Consider the following 19,233-nt stretch of genomic DNA (forward strand, 5'->3'; position numbering starts at 1 on the left):
CCGGCTTCTCGGGCTGACGGTTCAGTCGGGGGCGGGCAGGGTGTGGATGGTGACGGGGAGGTCGGTGCGGTTGCCCTGGCGGTTGATGCCGAGGCGGCCGGTCGCGGCGGGGACGGCTTCGTCGCCGAGGGTGTAGAGCTGGTTGGTGACGTCGTAGCGGTTGGGGGTGTGGCCGGCGGCGTTGGCGGCGGCGGTGTGGATGGCGGTGGCGGCGGTCAGGACGGCGTCGTGGGCGAGGACGGGCCAGTAGCTGCGTTCGAGGTGGCCGGCGGGGAAGTGCCGGCCGTGGTGGTCGGAGGTGAAGGCCTGGACGAATCCGGTGTAGAGGCCGTGGTCGCGGTGGGCGGGGGCGGAGAGACCGGCGGGGGAGGGGAAGGACGCGTACATGACGGTGATGGGAGCCTCGGGGTCGTGGAGGGCTTTCATGGCGGGGTCGAGTGCTGCTGCGTCGGATCCGGTGACGACGGTGATCGGTTTCTTGTAGCAGCTGCGGTGCCGGAGGGCTTCGAGGAAGGTGGGCAGGTATTTGGCCCGGGCGGCGTAGTAGACGACGTCGATGCTGTCGGCGCCGCGGCAGAGGTTCTGGCCGATGCTGGGCATCGCGGCGTCGGCTCCGCCCTGCGGGCTGAAGGGGAAGTCGGGGGAGTCGTCGTCCAGGTACTTGCTGAGGGAGGGGATGGTGCGGAAGCCGTTCTCGAGGGATTTCGTGTAGAGGTCGTTGCCGCCGGCGGGGGTCACGTCGCTTCCGATCAGGGCGACGGTGTGCGGGCCGGTGTCGAGCTTTTTGCCGAGGGCGGTGAGCTGGTCCTTGTTCGGCATGGCGACGCGGACGAGGCCGTTGATCGGCCCGTGGGGGTCGATGGCGCCGGTGCTGTCGAATCCGTCGGCGGTGATGAGGTCGGCGACCATCGCAATGCCGGCCTTGCTCAAAGCCCGGGCGGCGTCGACGGACTGCTGCTGGCTCAGGCCCATCCCGACCACTGCCACGAGGCCCTTCTCGGCTTTGAGGCCCTCGACGGCGTGTGCCCACCGTTCCTCGCCGCTGCCCATGTTGGCCAGGACGAGACGGATCTTCGGATGGCTGTCGCTCTCGTTCGCCCGTTCGACGGCGGTGTAGGCGCCTTCGATCTCCCCGACGAACTGGTCGAGCGTCAGGTCCTTCTGCTTGCCCTGTGACGTCAGCGGCGCCAGGAACCCGATCGTGACGTAGTCGCCGTCCTTCACCGTCTGCCGGTTCTCCGCACCGAGAGCGGTCAGGACCGGCTTCAGGCCGCTGCCGAAGACCCCGGCGCCGTCCTGGCCGTCCGTCACACCGGTGCATTCCCCGGCATGCACCATCAGGGCCGTGTTCCTGCTGCCGCAGTGGCTTCGCGCGAATGCCTCGGCCGCCTGCACCTGCTCGTCGTGGTCGCGCTGTGCCTGGACGTGCCGCACGTGGATCTGCCACCCGCCGACGGCCGCGGCCAGCGACAGCGCTGTCACCGCTGAGCCGCCGGCGACCAGCCCCCGGCGGGTCCTCAGCCACCGGCCGGCCCGCTGCCACCACCGACCAGGCGGCGGCGGTGGCGGTAGGGGAGTGCCCGCGGCGCCGTCGGGTTCCACCGGCGCCGTTCCCTTCCTGACGGCTTCCCAGGCCCGCTCCCACCGCTTGAGCCCCTCGCCCGTCACACCGCAGGCGGTGACGTAGGCGGCCACGAAATCCCAGTCGGGGAGAGCATCCGCTTTCAGCGTGGTGCTGACCGTCGGAGACGTCAGCCGCTTCGAACCCGGCCGGTCCGTCTCCGTCTCCAGCTGCTTCAGCGTGATGCCCCTGTGCTCGCGTAACTCCTTGAGCGCCTGACGGAACTCGCGCTGATCCGCGATCCGCAGCGGGTCGGGCCCCTGGCCGCCCGCATCTCCCACGCCCGCTCCGTCCTGGGTCTGCTCGGTCACTGGGCGCCGCCCGGGGACGAGGCGCCCAGACGCTGCTCGCTGAGCCAGGAGCCGATCTGGGCCGCGGCGGCGCCGGCGGCCATGACCATGCCGAGAGCGGTCGTCACGGACTGCCCGCTCGAGACGCAGACGACGACCACCAGCAAGATCACGGTGAACACGGTGATCCGGTGCCCGGGCGTGAGAGACGTTCCGCACAGAACCTGAGACGCGGGTGCGGGCTGCGGGGGTGTCCTTCGACGAAGGTGCACAGACATGACGGGATACCTGCCTTCCTGGGCGCGGCACAAGTGCCGGCATGAGAGCCCCACTTCCGGTTACCGGCCGGGATGCGGAGCAACGTGTCCGGATCTCATTGTTTGTCTCCGCGGAACCGAAACAACCCAGTTGGCGGCATCGGAAATAAACCGAACTCGCACGCTCGATTAGTGGATCGTTTCTTCCTTTTTTCCGCTCGTTCAAGCGACTCGTTCCAAGCACCTGCCGGCCGGCCCCGAGCCGCCGCTGTACTCCCCGCTCGACCCCGAAGCCCGTGTGCTGCTCCAGCGGGGAGGCGTGCCCGGTTTCCGAACGAGCCACCTGAACTGCGCATTCGCCGTCCAGGTTCTTCGGAACGCCTCAAGGATCTTGCGAGAGAGCCGCGGTGATGGTGACCTGGTGCCATGAGCGGCTCCGGCCGCGCCCCCAAGATGCCGAACCGCCTTCCTGGGCACAGCAGCGCATCGACAGGGCACAGAGGGGGCTCCCGTTACCGGCTGGAGCCCCCTCGTCATTCTCCATCCCGGACCGTCGCCTCCGGTTCGCATGGCTCCGCGCTATTCGGAATACAGCCGCTCGCAGAGGAATGTCCACAACCGGCGAAGTGGCGCCACAGGCCCGCTTTCCGTACGGAGGCCCTGCGATGGGAGACCAGGCAGGCTCATTCGCGATTCGATTCCCTGTCGCGTTATGGGCCGCGGCCGTGTTCGGGAATCTTCGCGGTGCTGCAGGAGGTGCGCTGTCTCTCCGCACAGGTCGTCAGGTGGCCGGCAGGGACAAGGAGACGACGCGGGAGGCGGCTCATACTTCGAGATGGGTGACGTGAAGCTCGGCGCCGCCCCACACCCGCAGCAGCAGGCCGCGGCACCTCGCCGGCGCCGGGAACGTTCCGACGGGTGCGCTGTCGATGGTCACGTCGTACGTGTCGCCGTTCCGGGTTGCGACGACGTGATGCCTCCGGGTGATGTCCGGGACCGCTTGCTGCTGCTGGGATCCGATCCAGGCGCCGCTGGGGAGTCGGACCGTGCGGGCGTAGAAGCTGCCGTCGTTTTGCCACTCGTCCTGGAGCGTGGAGCCCACCGGCTGGTCGTCGTTGCCGACGTCACCGAATCCGACGGCGAAGCCGTAGCCGTCGGAAGCGGTGGGAGGAGCGTCGACGACGGTGTCGAAGGAAACGGTCGAGGCGTAGCACCCGCTGCCCGGCACCCACGCGCCGTACAGGTGTGCGTACCGGTCGGCCCCGCCGGGCGAGCTGATGTCCACGGCGTCGCCGGACTGCGTGAACGTGAATGTGCCGTAGCCGTTCCCGAAGGGCTGGAAGACCACGGCCGTGGCGCGCGGCGTATCTGCGGCCGAACTGCATACCGCCTCGGGCTCTGTGACAACGGCGCTGGAGGAGTCGCGAGCCGTGATGCGGACGGTCCCCTGTGTGATCATCGCTTCGGCGTTCGTGACGCACAGCTTGAGTTCGTCGCGCCCCTTGATCTCATATCCGTCGGTCTGGTCCACCCCCTCCACGGGGCGGGTGATGTAGACCCGTGTGTGAGAGTCGTCGGGGGACGACTCCAGCGCCTCGGTCACGCTGAAGGTGCCCAGGGGAGTGACGAAGTCCTTGGAGTAGCTGACACTGACCTTGCCGTGCAGGTCGACACTGAACTTGAGCGGCAGGTCGGGCAGTTGATACGACACCTTGGTGTTGCTGTCGCACGCCGTGAGGAGCGTGAAGGACAGCAGCATCGCCAGCCAGGGACGGCTGCCGTGCCGCGTCCGCAAACGGACCAGGTGTTTCGTTCGCCCTCCGACGGCGACCGCGGTCGCCGCCCGGAGCGAATTCCCGTGCATCGCGGTGAGCGCCATGACATCCCCCTCTTCCAGGCCACAGCACGTAATGCGAAATGTAACTACCTGGAAGGCGGGGCTGGTTCGCAGACGTACCATTTGATGAAAATGTGACGCTTGGGTTAAGTTTAACTATCTAAATAAAAAGGCTAAAATGACACATAAAGGGGGCGCGTCTTGAGCGGAAGTACGCCCCTGGAAACCCTGCGCGCCTCAAGGGCGTCGGACTGCACCCGGCGGCAACTGCCACCAGTCTTCGGCCCTGCCCGGCCCACCGTCCGCCGACGTTTCGCCCAGCGGAGCCGGGACCGTGTCCGGGCCCGGCCCCACCGCGTGCTCCCCGACGAGCTCGGCGCCGTCCTGGCTGGCCGGATGCCGCCGCCTGCACCGGCGCTACGAACGCAACACCGACCACTTCCTCGCCATCGCCGGCACCACAGCGGCTCTCATCTGCCATCACCGTCCAGTAAGGCAGAGCGCGCCCCGGAGCAACGGTGGACAGGCGCCGCTCCACCGCTGTCACAGGCACCCGGCATGCTCTGCCCGTGAACGAGAACGCCTTCTGGCAGCTCATCGACGACTGCGCACCGCCCACGTCCGACCCGGAGCCGAACAACTGGCTGCGACATTGACGAGCCAGCTCTCCGCTGAACCGCCGGCGACCGTCAACGCGTTCGCCGAACAGCTGTCATGGGCGCTCTACCGGCTGGATCGCAAGGAGTACGGACACGACCTGTCCAGCGACAGCTTCCTCCACACCCGCGCAGCCATCGTGGCCGCCGGCCGTGAAACCTACGAAGCCACGCTTCACGATCGCGTGTTCAACGACGTGAGCAGTGCCGCCGACCTGGCGCGCGATGGGACCTGCTCAGAGCCTTTGGCGCGGTCAGGAACACTGCACTCCTCAGGCGAAGAGGCATACCGGGTCCTGCACGCGTGTGCGGGTGGCCGGCGCCCGGGCCGGGAGAGCCTTCGGCCCGGGGGTCACCCTTCGTAGCGGGTGGCCAGGGTGCGTGCCGTCTCGGCGATGCGGTTGCGGAGTTCGGCCGGTGCCAGGACCTCGACGTCGGCGCCCAGCCGCAGGAAGTCTCTATGGGCGTGGCCGATCGACTCGATGGGCACGCGGGCCTCCGTCCACCCGTCACCCGTGGGTGTCACGCCGAGGCAGCGGGCGCCCTCCGGAGTGAGCCGCACCAGGGCGTCCGCGGTGTGCAGCCGCGCTCGGAAGTCGGCCGCATAGACGTTCCAGTACCCGGCCAGGTCGAACCCGTCCGGAGTGACGAACTCCTCGTCCAGCGGCCGGACTTCGAGGATCTGGTCGACACGGTAGGTGCGGATCCCGGACGGCCCGCCGGCGACCACGTACCAGCGGCCTGCCTTGAGGACGAGCCCGTACGGCTCCACCCGTCGCTCGATCTCCTCCGGCGCCCGCCACCGCCGGTAGCGCAGCGCCACCACCGGTAGCGCAGCGCCACCGCCCGCCGCTCCCACACCGCGGCGGCGACCGCCGCCAGGTGAGGCACCCGGTCGACGCCGCCGTACCAGCCGGGAGCGTCGAGCAGGAAGCGTTCCTGGATCCGCTCGGCGTGCTCGCGCAGCTCCGCCGGAAGCGCGGCCCGCAGCTTGAGCCGGGCGGCGGCCAGCGCCTCGCCGAGGCCGAGCTCGGCGGCGGCGCCGGGCAGCGCGACGAGGAACGCGGCCTGCGCCTCGTCCACGGTCAGTCCGGTGAGCCGGGTCCGGTAGCCGCCGACCAGCCGGTAGCCGCCGGAATGGCCGGACGCGCCGTACAGCGGGACACCGACGGCGCCGAGCGCCTCCACGTCCCGGTACACCGTCCGGACGGAGACCTCCAGTTCGTCGGCCAGCTGCCGGGCCGTCATCCGGCCCCGGTTCTGGAGCAGCAGAAGCAGGGTGACCAGCCGGCTCGCACGCATGCCGTCCAGTATCTGCTGACAGAAGATGTCAGCAGACCGGCCCTAACCTGCGGCGCATGGACGACAACTGGACCATGAACCTCACACGCACCGGGCAGGCCACCGCATGAGCATCGTCGAACTCCGGCAGTACACCCTGCACTCCGGTGCCCGGGAGACGCTGATCGAGCTGTTCGAGCGCGAGTTCGTGACCGGTCAGCAGGCGGTCGGCATCACCGTCGGCGGCCGGTTCCGCGACCTGGACGACCCGGACCGCTTCGTCTGGCTGCGCTCCTTCCCCGACATGGCGCACCGCCGGCGTGCGCTGGAGGCGTTCTACACCGGCCCGGTCTGGCGGGAGCACCGCGACACCGCCAACGCCGCCATGCTCGACAGCGACGACGTCCTGCTGCTGCGCGGCCCGGGATTCACACCGGAGCCGGGGACGAGCGAGGTGCTCGCGACCGTCTGCCATCCCGCCGACGCTGCCCACTTCGACGCGTACGCCGCCCGGCACCTGGGCCCGGGCCACGCACTGCACCGCACCGAGCACGCCGAGAACGACTTCCCCCGCCTGCCCGTCCGCACCGGCGAGGACGTCCGGGTCTGGTTCGGCCCGGCCGCCCCGGCGCCCTGGCCGGCCCGGCTGCTGCGGCTGGAGCCCGTGAAGCCTTAGCCCGCGCTTTTCCGAGTCGGCCTGGCCGAGGCTTGACCAAACACGTGGAGAGTGCTGCTGGCGTGCAACGACGGGACGTGCCGAGGGTCCTGTCAGCTGCAGAGAAAGGATCGACAACAGGCACTCACCGTGACGTTCATCGTCCAGCGCCGGGCACGCAGTCCCGCTCGGACGTCAGTCCCATGCGTTGAAGAGCACTCCGCCCAAGGTGGTGATGCCGTAGAAGCGAACTCCGCGCCACTCGCCCTGGGTCAGGACCGAGGTGTCGACGTCCGAGAGCGACAGCGTGAGCTGCGCGCGATCAAGCACGACGAACCCCAGGTCGGTAAAGATGTGGGCCCACGATGGCGGTGCGAGGAACTCCTCGGTGTACCAGTCCCGGCGTTCCTGGACGAATGCGATCCAGGGGTGGTGGGCGTGACACAGGACGACGCACTCGCCGGTGCCCCCGATGACCGACGCGGTGTGGAACGTACGAGGGTACGTCTGTTCCTCCATCTCGCCCACCTGACCTCCGGCCGCCCGGGCGGCCGCATACAGCGCCGCCCGGAACGTCCGCCGGTCGGTCTCCGGCAGCGGCCCGTCCTTCGGCCGGACGAAGCCCGTGGCGCCTCGCGGCAATGTGAACGCTGCGTCCTCGTCTACGGCCATGGGGCTCATTCTGCCGAGGAGAAACGACCCGCCCGCCGCGGCCCCTGCACATCCTCCTGGCGGATGCAGGACACCCCCGACGCCCCCGCCCCCGCGACCCTGAGCGACCAGCTGACCCGCCGGGCTCCCGGCCCGCCTCCCGCAGCAGTTCCCTACCGTCCGCTGCCTCGCCGTGGACGACCGCACCCCGGCCGTCGACGCCTGGTTCGCGCGGGCCACCGCGGGCCTGCCGGAGCCGTTGACCGGCCAGCCCGCCCACTGGATGGCCATCCGCCTGCCCGACCACCGGCGAGCCCTCGCGCAACCGGCCCCGCTCCGCGGTCACCGTCCCGCCTCGCCGACGCCCGCAACCTCACCGACGTCACCCCCGGGCAGCTCCGCAAGCAGCCGGCCGCCTGCCGCCTGACCGGCACCGACTCGTTCGCGAGTCGGTCCCCGTCACATCCGCGTGCGCCGTGCCGTCAGTGCTGTGAAGACGCCGACAAGGCCGATGCGAAGGAGAGCAGCCATGACGAACACCTCCATCTCCCGGATGCCCAACCCGGCCCAGTTCGTGCCCGAGCTGAACGACATCACCGCCGCCCTCTTCCGGGCCACCGGCAACCGCTCGGTGCCCCGCACCACGATGAGCCTCGTCCACCTGCGCGCCGGGCAGATCGCCGGCAACACCTACCTGACCATTTTGAACACCGGCTTCCTGCGCAAGGCCGGGGAGTCCGAGGAGCGCATCACCGCCGTCTCCTCCTGGCAGGACGCCCCCTACTTCACCGACGCCGAGCGCGCCGCCCTCGCCCTGACGGAAGCCACTCTCCAGCCCTCCCCGCACGGCACAGAACGCGTCTGCGACGAGCTGTACGCCGAAGTGGCGAACCACTACGACGAGAAGGCACTGGCCACCCTCACCATCGCGATCGGTCAGATCAACTTCTTCATCGCCCTGGCTGTCATCGGCAAGCCGCAGCCGGTCAGCTCGCTCGCGGACGAGCAGTGGGACTGACCTGTCCGAGATGGGGGTCGGCCGATCCGGCGACACGGGACCGCACAGTCGTCGACGACCACAGACAGAGCAACCAGTGGCCCGGCTCGGCTCGGATGGCCGACCGTGTAAACGACTCCGCACGACGGCCCGGTCTCTGGCGCCGGGCCATGCACGGCATGCCGACGGGGAGGGCGATTTCCGCGCAGGTGAAAGCGGATTGCCGCCCGGACGCCGTGTGAGCAGCGTCGCCGTCTGTGACCCCGACGCTGCGCACTGAGCGGCTGCTGCTCGAGCCCTACGGCCCTGAGGACGAAGAGGACTTCGTCGCTCTGCTCCAGGACACCAGAGTGTCGCAGTGGATGGGCGACGGCCCTGCTTCCGAACAGGCGGACCGAGCCCTGTTCGGGCGGATCTTCACGAAGGTCTATGCCCAGGACCTGTTCGACGTCTGGGCTGTCCGCCGGGACGGACTCCTGGTCGGGCATGCCGAGATCAAGTCGACCGACGTCGTCGCAGGCCACGAGATCATCTACGCTCTGGCCCCGGCCGTATGGGGGCTCGGCCTGGGGACCGAGGTGGCAGAGGCGATCGTCGCGTACGGCTTCGACACCCTCGCTCTGACCACGGTCCACGCCCCCGTAGCCGCACCGAACAAGGCGTCACTGACCCTGCTGGACGGAATCGGTTTCGAACATGTCCGAGACATCGCAGAGGACGACGGCAGCACCACCCGCGTGCTGGCCCGTCACCTGACTGCGAGCGACAAGTCCCCCCTCACCCGATAAAGGCGAGCAAGCCGCTGCCCGTGAGACCACCCGGACAGGTTCCCGGCCACATCGTCTCTACGACGAAGGCCGGGGACGCGGCCGTGCACGCCGCATACCCCGATCGTCGGCCTGTCGGGCGGGGTTCCTGGCTGCGCTACACCCGCCGACTCATCGGCCACACGCCGACCGCCAGCCGCCCGAGCTGAGCCCGCTCGCGGGGACCCGGACACGGTGAGTGTGCTGCGGGTATACGACGCGGTGGTGTGAAGGAGGCACCGGGCGCAGGGGCGCACCCCGTCCTCGCTGATGATCTGCGACCTGTCCCGCCACGGCATCCAGGCAGCCACCCGATACACCCCGCCTCACCTCATGGCAGGGACCAGCACGGCCAGCAGCGCGATGAACGGCGTCATGACGCTGAAGAACACAAACCTGCCGAGGGGCCGGTGGCCGTGTGATCGTCCATCGCGGGGGTGCTTACGGTCGTCGAGAGAGGGGAAGTGATGATCTCCATGACGAGCGTGATGCAGAACTACGGTCTCCTGTGGACCGACCCGGACGGCACCCCGCAGGCGTCGGCCGGCAGGTACGACAAACGGTCCGCGAAGCATCGCCGCACCGAACTCAAAGCCGTGGGCTGCACCCGTGTCGAGATCGTGCCGCTCAGGCCTGGCGAAGTACCCGAGCCGGTCTCCTGAGCGAGCGGGACGAGGCAGAGCACGCGACCAGGCAGACGTACCCCGCCCAGCAGCACCTGAAGGCCACGCAGCGCGTCGACCAGCCACCGACCATCCCTCACTCGAACAGACCGAGGTCCGCGAGCAGCCCGCGCTGTGTATCCGGCAGCGAGTCCCGCCTACTGCGCATGTTGCTGCGCCATACCCCAAGGGTTTCCGTTGCCGAGTGAGCCACGTGCCGATGTCCATGCCATGGACGGTGACGCCGGGCAGGACCTCGGTCTGACCGGCCTCCTCGCTGGCGAATCTTCCGCAGAGCCCGATGCAGCCCAAATCGCATGACGTCAATCACCAAGGCCGTCCTCACCCTGGAGCGGCACCGCTGAAAACCCTCAGTGATGGCATGCACAATGCGTCCATGAGTCACGACTACAGGCCTGGTGACGTGCTGTTGCTGGAGTGCCCGTTCACTGAGACCGCCGTCACCGGGGTCACCCGTTACTACGTGTCCGTGCAGTGGCCGTGGCTGGAAGTGGCCCCGCAGGCTGAGAACATCAGGTGGAACGGCCGAAGGGCGCTTCCAACGCCTGCGGCCCGTGAGTGGGAGATCTTCCGAACGGAACCGGTGGAGACCGCACTGAAGCCGGGCGATACCTGCCTGGTGGGTATCCCCGCGACCGTGGTGCACGTCCAGACGGTCCACCGCTTCGATCCGCCCCTGGTCACCGGCATGCTGCCCCGGCCCGCGTCCTACCTCGAGGTCCTGCAGCAGGGTGAGACCCATGACCCTTCCCTCGAGGACCAGGGCTACACGATCGATCCGGCCGGCGGCGAACCCGTACGCATCGAGCTGTTCTTCCGTCCGTACGCCTTCCTCGAACTGGGTGATGAGGTTGCTGACCGGAACGGGCGCGCCTGGCGGTTCGATGCGGCCTGGAACTGGCACTCCTTCGACGGTGAGCAGTCGGGCACTCCGACCTGGCCGCTGACGTTGCTCTTCCGCCATGGTGAGCCGACACCGAAGGAAGCCGAAAAGGTCGCCCGGGCAACAGCGGTCGGCAGCCATGCGGACGAACTGGAGCGGTGGAGCGGACTCACTCACGCGCGACCAGCCGCCCATCAGCAGTAGCCTCGCGGGACTCTACTGGCTGCGCTGCGACAAGACGGTGGAGACCCAAATCCAGGCTAGTGAACGCCCATCAGCCTTCCGGATGTGGCGGTGCGGAGGTCAGCGGAGAGTGCGACCAGCGGACGGGGGTGCCGTCAGAGCCGTTGGTGAGCCAGGAGCCGTCTCCTAGGGGCACCAGTTCGTACGGGTTGGTCACCTCGACGGCGATCTCGCCGCTGAGCGTGCCCGTGCGCACGTCGATCAGGTGGTAGCGGAACCACTCCTCCTCGTCCTGGCCCTCACCGCCCAATGTGACGACGGCCAGGTCTGGGGTCAGGTAGCCGCCGCTCCATTCCACGAAGGTCTCCTCCGGGTCGTATCCGAAGGCTTCGACGGGCAAAGTGAAGAGCACGTCCCCGCTGGAGTGGCGGTGGAAGGCGACATCTGCCTGCCCGTGGTCGACGGTCATGAACTGCTGCCCGCCCGGCGCCAGGTCGATCAGACAGCGGTCCGACCACGGGTACGTCACGAACTCCGCCTCGCCGTCGGCCCGAGCCGTGGCCCTGAGAATGACTGAGCCGTCCTGACCCTCACCGATGTCGAGGTAGATGCTGCCGTCCACCGGGTGCACGTAGTGGCCGGCGCCGTGCCCGACTGTCTCCAGTTCCCGGCGGACAAGGACCGCCCCGCTATCGGCGTCGTGTACGACCCACTGGTCTCCGCTCCCGCGTCCCGCCATCGCGTCTGGCCGGTAGACCCATACGGTCCGGCCGTCCAGGGACAGCGCACAGCCAGGCCGGTGACCATGGCGCTGGTCGGAGTAGGGCTCGAAGTTCGATGTCCACACCAGGCCACCAGCGCGCGTGAGGCAGACGACGCCGTTCAGCGTCGTGTACACGACTCGCTCCAGATCGGGCCAGACCGCCGACTCCACAACCTCGTCGCCGGGCCGCGGCTGGAACACCGCGGCGGGCTCAAGTGCCCCGAACACGCCGGAGTCCATCACGAAGGCATGGATCCGCCCGTTGCGATGGCGCGTGATCACCTTCAGAGGCCGCAGAGTAATCATCTGCCGAGGCTAACGCCCAGTTCAGGCCGACCGACAACCAGGATCGGTGGGCGCACCGTCCTCCAAGGCGACCACCTCCAACGAAGGGGCCGAACCGCCCGGGTTCGGGTGCCGAGAGCGTTCAGTCACACCAGCTGGTGTCAACCAGCCTGCCTATGCGACAACTACCGTGCTTCGGCTCAGCGGGGCGTTCGGGCCGTAGCCCCGGCCGGCGCGGTCAGTAGTCGAGGTCGAGGTAGTCGATGTCGTTGAGAGTGACGTCGGAGAGCCCCATGGCGCGGCTTCCGCCGTCCTGGAAGTACACGTCTTTGAAGCCTTCGGCGATGATCTGGCGCATCTCCTGGTCGCTGGCGCCTGTATTGCGGGCGTGGAAGAGGCGTTGTGCGTAGGTGGGGGGGAGGTGGACGGTGAGGCGGCGGAAGCGTCCGTCGTCGGTGGTGCCGATGGGGGCGGTGTAGCCGAACCGGGCCCTGGTTTCTACGGTGATCCCGGTCGCGGTGGCAGCTTGTTGCTGCCGGCGTTTGCGCACCTGGGGCTGCCAGCGGGCTCGTACGGCGGCGTCGATCCGGTCCGCGATCGCTTTGGGCGGGTGCTTGCGTTCGCCTGTGCGGTAGCGCTCCACTGACCGCTGGGTGACTCCGAGCTCCTGGGCAACGGCTTTGGTCGTCTTGAGCTGCTTCATCAGGAAGTTGATGCGTGCCTGGAGTGTCTTGGGCGGCTGGCGGGTGAAGGCTTCCCGGTCGGCGCGTTCGATGGCGTCGTCGATCTCTCCCACAGCGCCCTACTCTCCTTCGTCGAGGACGGCGTCGCCGCCCTTGATGTGGCGGGCCGGGTTGTAGTCCTTCTCCATCAGGTCGACCGCCCAGAGCATCGACTGGACGCCTTCCAGCTTCGCCAGGCCCGGTGTCGGTCCGAGGCGGAAGCCGCCGGGCTGGGGCTTGCCGGACGCGGCGTACGGCAGGAAGTCCAGGGGGCTGTCGCCCGGGCTCGGGTAGACGACGCAGTCGGACAGCACGGCGAGCGGGTACAGGCCCGTCATCTTGACCATGTTGGTGAGTTTGCGGTGCATGTTGACCCGCGCCTTGGAGATGACGGCGGCGCGGATGTCGGGACGCCAGGTCGGCCGCTGCAGGGCCGGCCACCTCTCGCCCTCCTTGTACTTCTTGCCCTGCGGGCGTTCACGGAGCTTGCCGATCCCGCCCTTCACCGTGGCCTTGATGGCGGCCAGGACGGCCGCCAGGGCCGGGTCGGCCTGCTTGTGCCGCTCCATCGCTGCGAGGAAGGCCCGGTCGTCCAGCTCCCGGGTGACGCCGAGGTCGGCGAGGGTGTCGACGTAGGCCGCTTTGAGCCGGTCGTGCCACGGGTCCAGGTAGGCGCCGGTCTCCCGGCGCAGGTACGCCTCGATCGGGGCGACGTTGTGGCCAAGTTCCTGGGCGTAGGCGACGGTGTGCGTCTGGTACCAGGCAGGTCCCGCCGGTTGCACGCCGTCCGGGGTGAACGGCGAGGGCAGGCGCGGATCCACCTCGACGTGGGACAGGTCGACCAGCCAGGAGCCGGGGATCTTCGGGTTGAACGTCGGCGTCTGGAAGTGGTCGGGTGCGGACAGGCCGACGACCAGGCGGGCCGCGGCGGCGAGGAACGCGGTGTTGAGGTCCAGGCCGACCGCATACGGCAGCGTGCACTCCTCATCGGTGAGCAGGCTGACGTCGCGCACCCACTGGTAGGCCTCCTCGTTGAGGAATCCGCCCGTCCAGCCGGATTCCACGACGACGGGGTGCTCGGGGGTGGCCTCCGGCGGCGCCGGGTCCATCGGCTCCATCCCGAGGCTGCCGGGATTGTGGCCGGGCACCCAGTTGCCGGTGGCGGGGTCCTGCGTGGGGCGTGTGGGTGGCCGCAGCGCCGTCATTAGCTCAAGGCCCGATACGGCGGTGGAGCCGCGTGGGGTGATGACGCGGGTTGCGTAGATGCCGAGGACGCGGGCGACGTCGGCCGGCTCCATCTCCGCAACGCCTGGCCAGGACCGCTCGTCGAGCGCATCCCATGACAGGACCGCCAGCTGCACGCACTGCCGCTCGCGCCCCTGGGCCTTGCGGTAGATCCTTGCCCACGGCCCGAACCCGCGCTGGGTCAGACGCCATTTCGCCTTCACCACCTGCTTGACCACCGGGTGATCCTCCGGCAGGCGCAGGGAGCGGCGCTGCTCGTGGCCTTCCAGGCGCTCGGGGAGGCCGAGCCTGACGGCGGCCGCGGCGGTGAGCACGATCAGCGGGTCGGAGTCCTTGCCGTAGCGGTTGAGCCTGGGCGCGCCGAGGCCGGACTCGCGCAGCGTCCACTCCACCAGCTCCACGACCGTGGTCGCGGGGCAGTCCAGCACGAGCCCGTCGACGCCGTATGCGGAGCCGTCACCGTCCAGCACGGCGAGCGGCCCGTGCGGGAAGCGCGGATCGGCAGCGGGCTGCGCCGCCTTCTTGGTGGCCGGGCGCCGCGATGCCGCGGCGGGCCGGGGAGCGGGCCGCGCCGGCGCCGCGGCGGGAGCCTGCGGGGCGTCTACCGTCTCCACCGCGGATGTGGCCGGTTCACCAGACGCCGCGGGCGCCGTCGCGGAGGCCGAGGCTGTCGGGGCCGCGCCGGGGACGGGGTACTTCGCTGCCCATCCGTTCAGCAGCCGCTGGTAGGCGTCCAGGCGCGGCGACTTCGGCTCGCTGCGGCCGTTCTCCCAGTTCTTCACCGACTGGGTCGTCGTCTTCAACGCGGTGGCCAGGCGGGCCTGCGTGATACCGGCAGCCTCACGCAGCCGGGCCCGCTCCGCGGGAGGCGGCAGGTGCGGCTCCTCGTTCAACAGAGCGTCGACGGACGCGAACAGCTCTTCCTCAGAAGCCATGCCCTGCCACCTTCACCTCAGGACCCGATATCACTTAACCACAAACTTACCCCACTCCTTAACCTTCCTGCGCCCAGGAGAGTCCGAGGCCGGCCAGCGCCTGGATGTCCGGGAGCGGTTTTTTTGATCAGTGGGTGGTGGGGTGGCCTGCGCTGCTCAGTTTGGTGTCGGTGGTGCTGGGGGCTTCAGAGCGGCTGGTTTTGGCTCGGTGATGGAGGAGTGGACGTTTTGGCTGTGTGCTGAGCTGTCGCTTTGTCAGGTGGAGTGGGTGTTGGTCAGGTGTGGTCAGTTCGCTTGCGTGCTGATCAGGTTCGTTGAATGCTGGTATGTGCCGGGTGTGGTGGTGGGGTGGTTGAGCCAGTACAGGGCGGTATCGATGTCTGTCAGCTGCGCGGGGGCTGTTCCGTGGCCCAGGCGTAACCCAGCTCGGCGAAGGCTCCTCGCTGCTCCGCATCCAGACGCTCCCGCCTGGTCTTCTGGTTGCTCAGAAACACCCCTAGCCTGACCACCGAACCGTCCGGCAGCTCTTCAACGTGGGTCCTTCCCACGACAGTTCTGCCTTCGCGCGCGATGTACTGCGCGAGGGCCTGGATACCCCGTTGGAAGGCCGCCGACGTCTTTCCCCCAGCGCTCTTCGCGCCGTCCTTGGCGGCCGGTGCCAGCTGCTCGGCGGGCTTCACACCCAGGCTTGAGAGCCTCCGCTGCTGCTCCTCGGAGAGCTGAAACCACTCGCGGGACTGTCGCTGCAGCCATCGTCCGAGGTCGTCGCCGTCCATCAGCACGCCGGGTGCGATGGCCGGGAGGATGCCGTGGGGTTCGTCGGCGGCGAGGTCGGCGAGGATGCGGTGGTGGCGTTGCCAGTCGAGTGGCCAGGGACAGTTCCAGTCGGGGTCGATGGCGGTCAGTTGCTGCGCGCGCTGTGCCGCCCGTTCTGGGTTCTTGCCCAGGCCGCCTGTGCGGCGGAGGTTGGCCATGTGCTGTCCGATGGGCACTAGGCCCGCGGCTTCGCTCTCGCCCCATACGGCGTCCTGGCGGGGCGCGAGGTGCCCGGTGGCCCGCCGGTAGGACCGGAGGGCGGCGAGCTTGTTCTCCCAGGCTTCTTCGCCGGGCTCCCAGACCATCCCGGCCTCCGGCGCGTCCAGCAGGGTCTTGCGCCGTTCCTCCAGTTCTCCGGCCCGCAGCGCCTTCCTCTGTTGGTGGACCCAGCGTCCCAGGGGGAAGTCCTTCGTGACGCCCACCGTCGTTTCGGTGTCGTAGGGGACGGCGTACAGGCCGGTGATCTCGTTCTCGGCCCGCCAGCGGATGAGGGCTTGGTAGCCCTCGAGCCAGACCAGGGACTCGGGCCGGTAGACCCGGGTGCGCAGGAACGCGGCGATGGTCGCGGCGTCGCGCGGGGTGGAGAAGTGGAGCAGGGTGGCTTCGGCGGCGGCCTGTGTGTCGTCCTCCTGGTCCTTGCCGTCACTCTCGCCGCCGGTCCCGATGATCCGGCCGTCTTCATCGCGCCGGAAGTGGACCGTGCGCTTGCCGCTGGTGAGGGCGCGGGAGGCGAGCTGCTCGACGAGTCGGGCGTCATGACTGCGGAGTCCTTGGAGGACGGCTACAAGAGGGCGGAACGAGGCGGAGGCGACCATGTCCGTCGGATCCTCGCCGGGCTCCAGGAACACGGGCACGATGATCCGCGCGACCTTCGTGGAGCCGTCGCGGTTCAACCTGAGCGAGCGGCCGATGTTCTGCACGATCTCGACCTGGGAGCCGCGGGTGTCGGCGAAGCAGACGGCCTCCACGCCGCGCTCGCCGGTGATGTCCACGCCTTCTCCGAGCACGCGGCAGCTGGCGAGGAAGGCGCGGTGGACCCGGCGGCCGGCCGCGTCGATGCCGTCTGCGAACTGGCGCAGGACCTCGCGCCGCTCGCTGACGAGGTGGTCGCCGCACAGCCATGCCGACCACACCCGGTCCGGGGGTACGTGGCGGTCGGCCTCGAGTTCGTAGAACCCCGCATCGATCGACGACGCGGGGAGCCGGCCTGCGGCGGCCAGGTCGTCACCCGTGGCGTCGTTGACGTACAGCTCGGCAGCCGTCTCGGGCAGCTTCTGTGCGAACGCGGCGGCCTCCTCCACCTTCTGGTGGAACGTCATGACCGTACGCAGGTTATACGCCGCCGCGTGCTCCAGAAGAGCGGTCTGCAGGAGCGCCAGACGTCGGCCCCGCCGCGCCTCCTCCGCTTCCCCGAGGACGGGGGAGGGGTCGCGGATCTCCAGGACGTCGATCTCGAACCCGGCGAGGATCTCCCGCTCGATCGCCTCCGACAGCCCGAGCTCGGCGAGCCACGACCCGTACGTCCCGTCCGGGTCGTCGGCCATGCTCGCGATCTCCGCCTCCTGGCCGACCGCGCCCTTCTGCGGGCTGGCCGCGGCGAGGATGCGGGGGGTGGCGGTCAGGTAGAGCCGGAAGTCGGCGGGGATGCGGGCGTTGTCGTGGATCGCCGCCCACGGACGACCAAGATCACCGGCAGTTCCGTGCGCCTCGTCCACGACCGCGAGGTCGAAGCCCGCCATGCGCTGCCCGTACAGCCGGTCTCCGCCCGCCAGGGCGGCCTCCAGCGGCCCGCGAACCTTGCGCTGGCCCTCGGGTGCGTCGATGTCCTCTCGGTCCACGAGAGAGGCGTACGTGGCGAACACGACGACCGGACCGGAGCCCGCCCACAGGGCGAGCTGGATCGGGTTGGTGGTGGTGCGCACCCCCAGCGACTTGAGGACCGCGTCGTTCTCCAGCGAGCACACCGCGACCATCGGAGCCCGGTGGCCCACCAGACGCCACGCCTGGGCGGTCTGCGCGAGCAGGTCCAGGGTGGGCACGGTGACGAGGATCCGGCCGTCTGCGAACGACTCCAGCGCGCACGCGGCGGCCGTGATCGTCTTGCCCGAGCCGGTCGCCGACACGATCGTGCCCCGGGCACCCTGCGGGGGCACAGATGACCTTTCAGGGAATCCGACCCACCTGCGGAACGCGGAGCGCTGATCGACCTGGTGTTCCTTGAGCTGAATCGCTGACATTTCCACGCCTCCCCGAGCGGTCAATTCCTGTGGTCTTTCAGAGGGCCGCATGCGGATGGTGGCCGCGCCCGAGTCGTTCCAGATCGACGCATCCGCCTTGTGCCGGCCGCCCGGCATTCCGTCCTTGAACGGCGGCTTGTCGTCCAGGTCGTGGCGCCCGGCATCGAGCGTGCAGAGCACGACGTCTCCGTCCGCGTTCCGCTTCCGAGCCGCACACACCGCCAGCCTCGCCCAGCGCCTCCAGCACCCGACGCCGCGCCATGGTGTGCGGGTGCCTGCGCGGCAGCACGTTCTCCCGGACGAACCTCTCCAGCCGCACCAGGTCGGCCCGCTCACGCCGCCTCACGTCCGCGATATGTACGGCCAGTTCAGCGACCCCGGCCGACCGGCCACCGCGCCGGGACCACTCCCGCTCCGCGATGCCCACCAGGGCCTCGAGCACGGCCCTCCCGCCGTCATCCCACCCGTCCGCGGACAGCACGCCCCGAGAGGCCGGCGCTATGCCGCCCAGCTCCACCACCTGGCACTGCTCCCCAGCGACCGCCCCGGCCTCCAACGCGGCCACCAGGTCGTCCGACCTCACTCGCGGGTACACCCTGCGCCCCCAGGAGCGCGAACACCTTCAACCGAACGTTCACGCCCGCCGTCTGGCACTGCGTCACCCGGCGCACAGAACCGCCGCTCAGCACGGGATCGGGTCCTGTAGATTCGTTGGGTGCCTTCATATGCGGTCGTTCCTCTCAGAATTCCGAGGAGATTACGGCTGGCTTGGGGTGTTCCGTGTTTCCGCCAACGGTACATGCTGCATCAATCTGATGCACGCGGTACAGCGGATCCCACACGAACGAACGACACCCACCACACCTCGAAGCGCAGGGCAGTCCCCGCCCTCGCAACTCCCGTGCAGGGACTGCGTGTCGACCGGTGGGCTGGGCACTCGACAGACATGACTCGACTCAGTGCGACCGCCGCAGAACTGGCCCAGGACGCCAGGCCGGACGGGCCTCCATGGGTCAAATGGACGTTCCTGGCCGTGTGGCTCGCCCTGGCCCCAGTGATCATCTACAAGCTGCACCAGCGCGGTTACTTCAGAAGACGACACTAAGAGCCACAAGACCCCCGAACAGGCCCACCCCTCACAGCCAGCCCGGCCCGCGCCAGCTTCGCCCAGCAATCCTGGAGGCGCAGCCGGAAGGACCGTCAGGCGGGGAGCGCAGCGGACCCGCCGGCCAGGCTGAAGCGAAGCGGAAGCCTGGCAGTGGGACAGAGTCCCACCGGTCCGGGAGCGCAGCGGACGGACCGTCACCCTGCTCGCGCAGCGAGCAGGGTGAGCGGGTGGCGCAGCCACCCGCCAACGCTCCCGCGGAGCGGAGCGCAACACCCGCGCGCAGCGCGGGTGTTCGCTTGCACATCGCGCAGCGATGTGGTAC

General features: G+C 69.2%; 17 protein-coding genes and 3 pseudogenes. 11 read left to right on the forward strand and 9 right to left on the reverse strand.

Going from position 1 to position 19,233, the window contains the following annotated elements:
- Nucleotides 1–21 precede the first annotated feature (21 nt).
- The 3 genes from OHS82_RS43220 to OHS82_RS43230 form a co-directional block, all read right to left on the reverse strand.
- Nucleotides 22–1,932, reverse strand: a complete 1,911-nt coding sequence (locus OHS82_RS43220; RefSeq protein WP_328432887.1) for an ABC transporter substrate-binding protein — start codon at nt 1,930–1,932, stop codon at nt 22–24.
- Complete coding sequence (locus OHS82_RS43225; RefSeq protein ID WP_157876358.1) at nt 1,929–2,084, reverse strand: hypothetical protein; 156 nt, start codon at nt 2,082–2,084, stop codon at nt 1,929–1,931. Before OHS82_RS43225 ends, OHS82_RS43220 begins: the two co-directional genes overlap by 4 nt.
- A 907-nt stretch (nt 2,085–2,991) precedes the next feature.
- Nucleotides 2,992–4,047, reverse strand: coding sequence for a hypothetical protein (locus OHS82_RS43230; protein ID WP_328432886.1), 1,056 nt, complete (start codon nt 4,045–4,047; stop codon nt 2,992–2,994).
- Between the two features lie 340 nt (nt 4,048–4,387).
- Here OHS82_RS43230 and OHS82_RS43710 point away from each other — a divergent pair.
- The 3 genes and pseudogenes from OHS82_RS43710 to OHS82_RS43240 form a co-directional block, all read left to right on the forward strand.
- Nucleotides 4,388–4,492, forward strand: a pseudogene (locus OHS82_RS43710) (IS5/IS1182 family transposase); the annotation flags it as partial.
- Nucleotides 4,493–4,523: 31 nt separating this feature from the next.
- Nucleotides 4,524–4,661 (forward strand): hypothetical protein, encoded by a 138-nt coding sequence (locus OHS82_RS43235; RefSeq protein WP_328432885.1) that lies wholly within the window; start codon nt 4,524–4,526, stop codon nt 4,659–4,661.
- Complete coding sequence (locus OHS82_RS43240; protein ID WP_328432884.1) at nt 4,658–5,026, forward strand: hypothetical protein; 369 nt, start codon at nt 4,658–4,660, stop codon at nt 5,024–5,026. The genes OHS82_RS43235 and OHS82_RS43240 overlap by 4 nt, the downstream gene beginning before the upstream one ends.
- Here the strand turns inward: OHS82_RS43240 and OHS82_RS43245 are convergent.
- Nucleotides 5,014–5,963: pseudogene (locus OHS82_RS43245) on the reverse strand (helix-turn-helix transcriptional regulator). The gene OHS82_RS43240 and the pseudogene OHS82_RS43245 sit on opposite strands and share 13 nt — an antisense overlap.
- 106 nt (nt 5,964–6,069) lie before the next feature.
- Here OHS82_RS43245 and OHS82_RS43250 point away from each other — a divergent pair.
- Entirely contained in the window at nt 6,070–6,618 is a 549-nt protein-coding gene (locus tag OHS82_RS43250) for an NIPSNAP family protein (RefSeq protein ID WP_328432883.1), read from the forward strand.
- A 174-nt stretch (nt 6,619–6,792) separates the two neighbouring features.
- On the opposite strand, the gene OHS82_RS43255 is transcribed toward OHS82_RS43250, so the two are convergent.
- Nucleotides 6,793–7,269, reverse strand: coding sequence for a hypothetical protein (locus OHS82_RS43255; protein WP_328432882.1), 477 nt, complete (start codon nt 7,267–7,269; stop codon nt 6,793–6,795).
- Nucleotides 7,270–7,441: 172 nt separating this feature from the next.
- Between OHS82_RS43255 and OHS82_RS43260 the strand changes: the two genes are divergently transcribed.
- From OHS82_RS43260 to OHS82_RS43285, 6 genes and pseudogenes are all read left to right on the forward strand, one after another.
- Entirely contained in the window at nt 7,442–7,675 is a 234-nt protein-coding gene (locus OHS82_RS43260; RefSeq protein WP_328432881.1) for a hypothetical protein, read from the forward strand.
- 102 nt (nt 7,676–7,777) lie between these two features.
- Nucleotides 7,778–8,266: a carboxymuconolactone decarboxylase family protein gene (locus OHS82_RS43265; RefSeq protein ID WP_328432880.1), complete on the forward strand. Its 489-nt coding sequence runs from the start codon at nt 7,778–7,780 to the stop codon at nt 8,264–8,266.
- A 236-nt stretch (nt 8,267–8,502) separates the two neighbouring features.
- Complete coding sequence (locus tag OHS82_RS43270) at nt 8,503–9,033, forward strand: GNAT family N-acetyltransferase (protein WP_328432879.1); 531 nt, start codon at nt 8,503–8,505, stop codon at nt 9,031–9,033.
- Between the two features lie 485 nt (nt 9,034–9,518).
- Complete coding sequence (locus OHS82_RS43275) at nt 9,519–9,713, forward strand: hypothetical protein (protein WP_057578371.1); 195 nt, start codon at nt 9,519–9,521, stop codon at nt 9,711–9,713.
- 278 nt (nt 9,714–9,991) lie between these two features.
- Nucleotides 9,992–10,078: pseudogene (locus tag OHS82_RS43280) on the forward strand (IS5/IS1182 family transposase); the annotation flags it as partial.
- Nucleotides 10,079–10,110: 32 nt separating this feature from the next.
- Nucleotides 10,111–10,821, forward strand: coding sequence for a hypothetical protein (locus tag OHS82_RS43285; protein WP_328432878.1), 711 nt, complete (start codon nt 10,111–10,113; stop codon nt 10,819–10,821).
- A 70-nt stretch (nt 10,822–10,891) separates the two neighbouring features.
- Here OHS82_RS43285 and OHS82_RS43290 read toward each other — a convergent pair whose 3' ends face one another.
- The 4 genes from OHS82_RS43290 to OHS82_RS43305 all read right to left on the reverse strand — a co-directional run bounded on the left by OHS82_RS43290 (nt 10,892) and on the right by OHS82_RS43305 (nt 17,803).
- Complete coding sequence (locus OHS82_RS43290; RefSeq protein WP_328432877.1) at nt 10,892–11,869, reverse strand: hypothetical protein; 978 nt, start codon at nt 11,867–11,869, stop codon at nt 10,892–10,894.
- 217 nt (nt 11,870–12,086) lie between these two features.
- Nucleotides 12,087–12,644 carry a telomere-protecting terminal protein Tpg gene (gene tpg, locus OHS82_RS43295; protein WP_328432876.1) on the reverse strand — a complete coding sequence of 186 codons (558 nt, stop codon included), beginning with the start codon at nt 12,642–12,644 and terminating at the stop codon, nt 12,087–12,089.
- A gap of 6 nt (nt 12,645–12,650) precedes the next feature.
- Nucleotides 12,651–14,750, reverse strand: coding sequence for a telomere-associated protein Tap (gene tap, locus OHS82_RS43300; RefSeq protein ID WP_328432875.1), 2,100 nt, complete (start codon nt 14,748–14,750; stop codon nt 12,651–12,653).
- Between the two features lie 383 nt (nt 14,751–15,133).
- Nucleotides 15,134–17,803: a DEAD/DEAH box helicase gene (locus OHS82_RS43305; protein WP_328432874.1), complete on the reverse strand. Its 2,670-nt coding sequence runs from the start codon at nt 17,801–17,803 to the stop codon at nt 15,134–15,136.
- Between the two features lie 946 nt (nt 17,804–18,749).
- Between OHS82_RS43305 and OHS82_RS43310 the strand changes: the two genes are divergently transcribed.
- Nucleotides 18,750–18,908, forward strand: a complete 159-nt coding sequence (locus tag OHS82_RS43310) for a hypothetical protein (RefSeq protein WP_328432873.1) — start codon at nt 18,750–18,752, stop codon at nt 18,906–18,908.
- Nucleotides 18,909–19,233: the final 325 nt, after the last annotated feature.

Origin of the sequence: Streptomyces sp. NBC_00425, assembly GCF_036030735.1 — a bacterium.
Lineage (GTDB): Bacteria > Actinomycetota > Actinomycetes > Streptomycetales > Streptomycetaceae > Streptomyces.

Coding starts and splice junctions, on each gene's coding strand:
- OHS82_RS43230 (WP_328432886.1), bottom strand. CDS start 4,047: ATGGCGCTCACCGCGATGCACGGGAATTCGCTCCGGGCGGCGACCGCG.
- OHS82_RS43250 (WP_328432883.1), top strand. CDS start 6,070: ATGAGCATCGTCGAACTCCGGCAGTACACCCTGCACTCCGGTGCCCGG.
- OHS82_RS43255 (WP_328432882.1), bottom strand. CDS start 7,269: ATGGCCGTAGACGAGGACGCAGCGTTCACATTGCCGCGAGGCGCCACG.
- OHS82_RS43265 (WP_328432880.1), top strand. CDS start 7,778: ATGACGAACACCTCCATCTCCCGGATGCCCAACCCGGCCCAGTTCGTG.
- OHS82_RS43275 (WP_057578371.1), top strand. CDS start 9,519: ATGATCTCCATGACGAGCGTGATGCAGAACTACGGTCTCCTGTGGACC.
- OHS82_RS43285 (WP_328432878.1), top strand. CDS start 10,111: ATGAGTCACGACTACAGGCCTGGTGACGTGCTGTTGCTGGAGTGCCCG.
- OHS82_RS43290 (WP_328432877.1), bottom strand. CDS start 11,869: ATGATTACTCTGCGGCCTCTGAAGGTGATCACGCGCCATCGCAACGGG.
- tap (WP_328432875.1), bottom strand. CDS start 14,750: ATGGCTTCTGAGGAAGAGCTGTTCGCGTCCGTCGACGCTCTGTTGAAC.
- OHS82_RS43305 (WP_328432874.1), bottom strand. CDS start 17,803: ATGTCAGCGATTCAGCTCAAGGAACACCAGGTCGATCAGCGCTCCGCG.
- OHS82_RS43310 (WP_328432873.1), top strand. CDS start 18,750: ATGACTCGACTCAGTGCGACCGCCGCAGAACTGGCCCAGGACGCCAGG.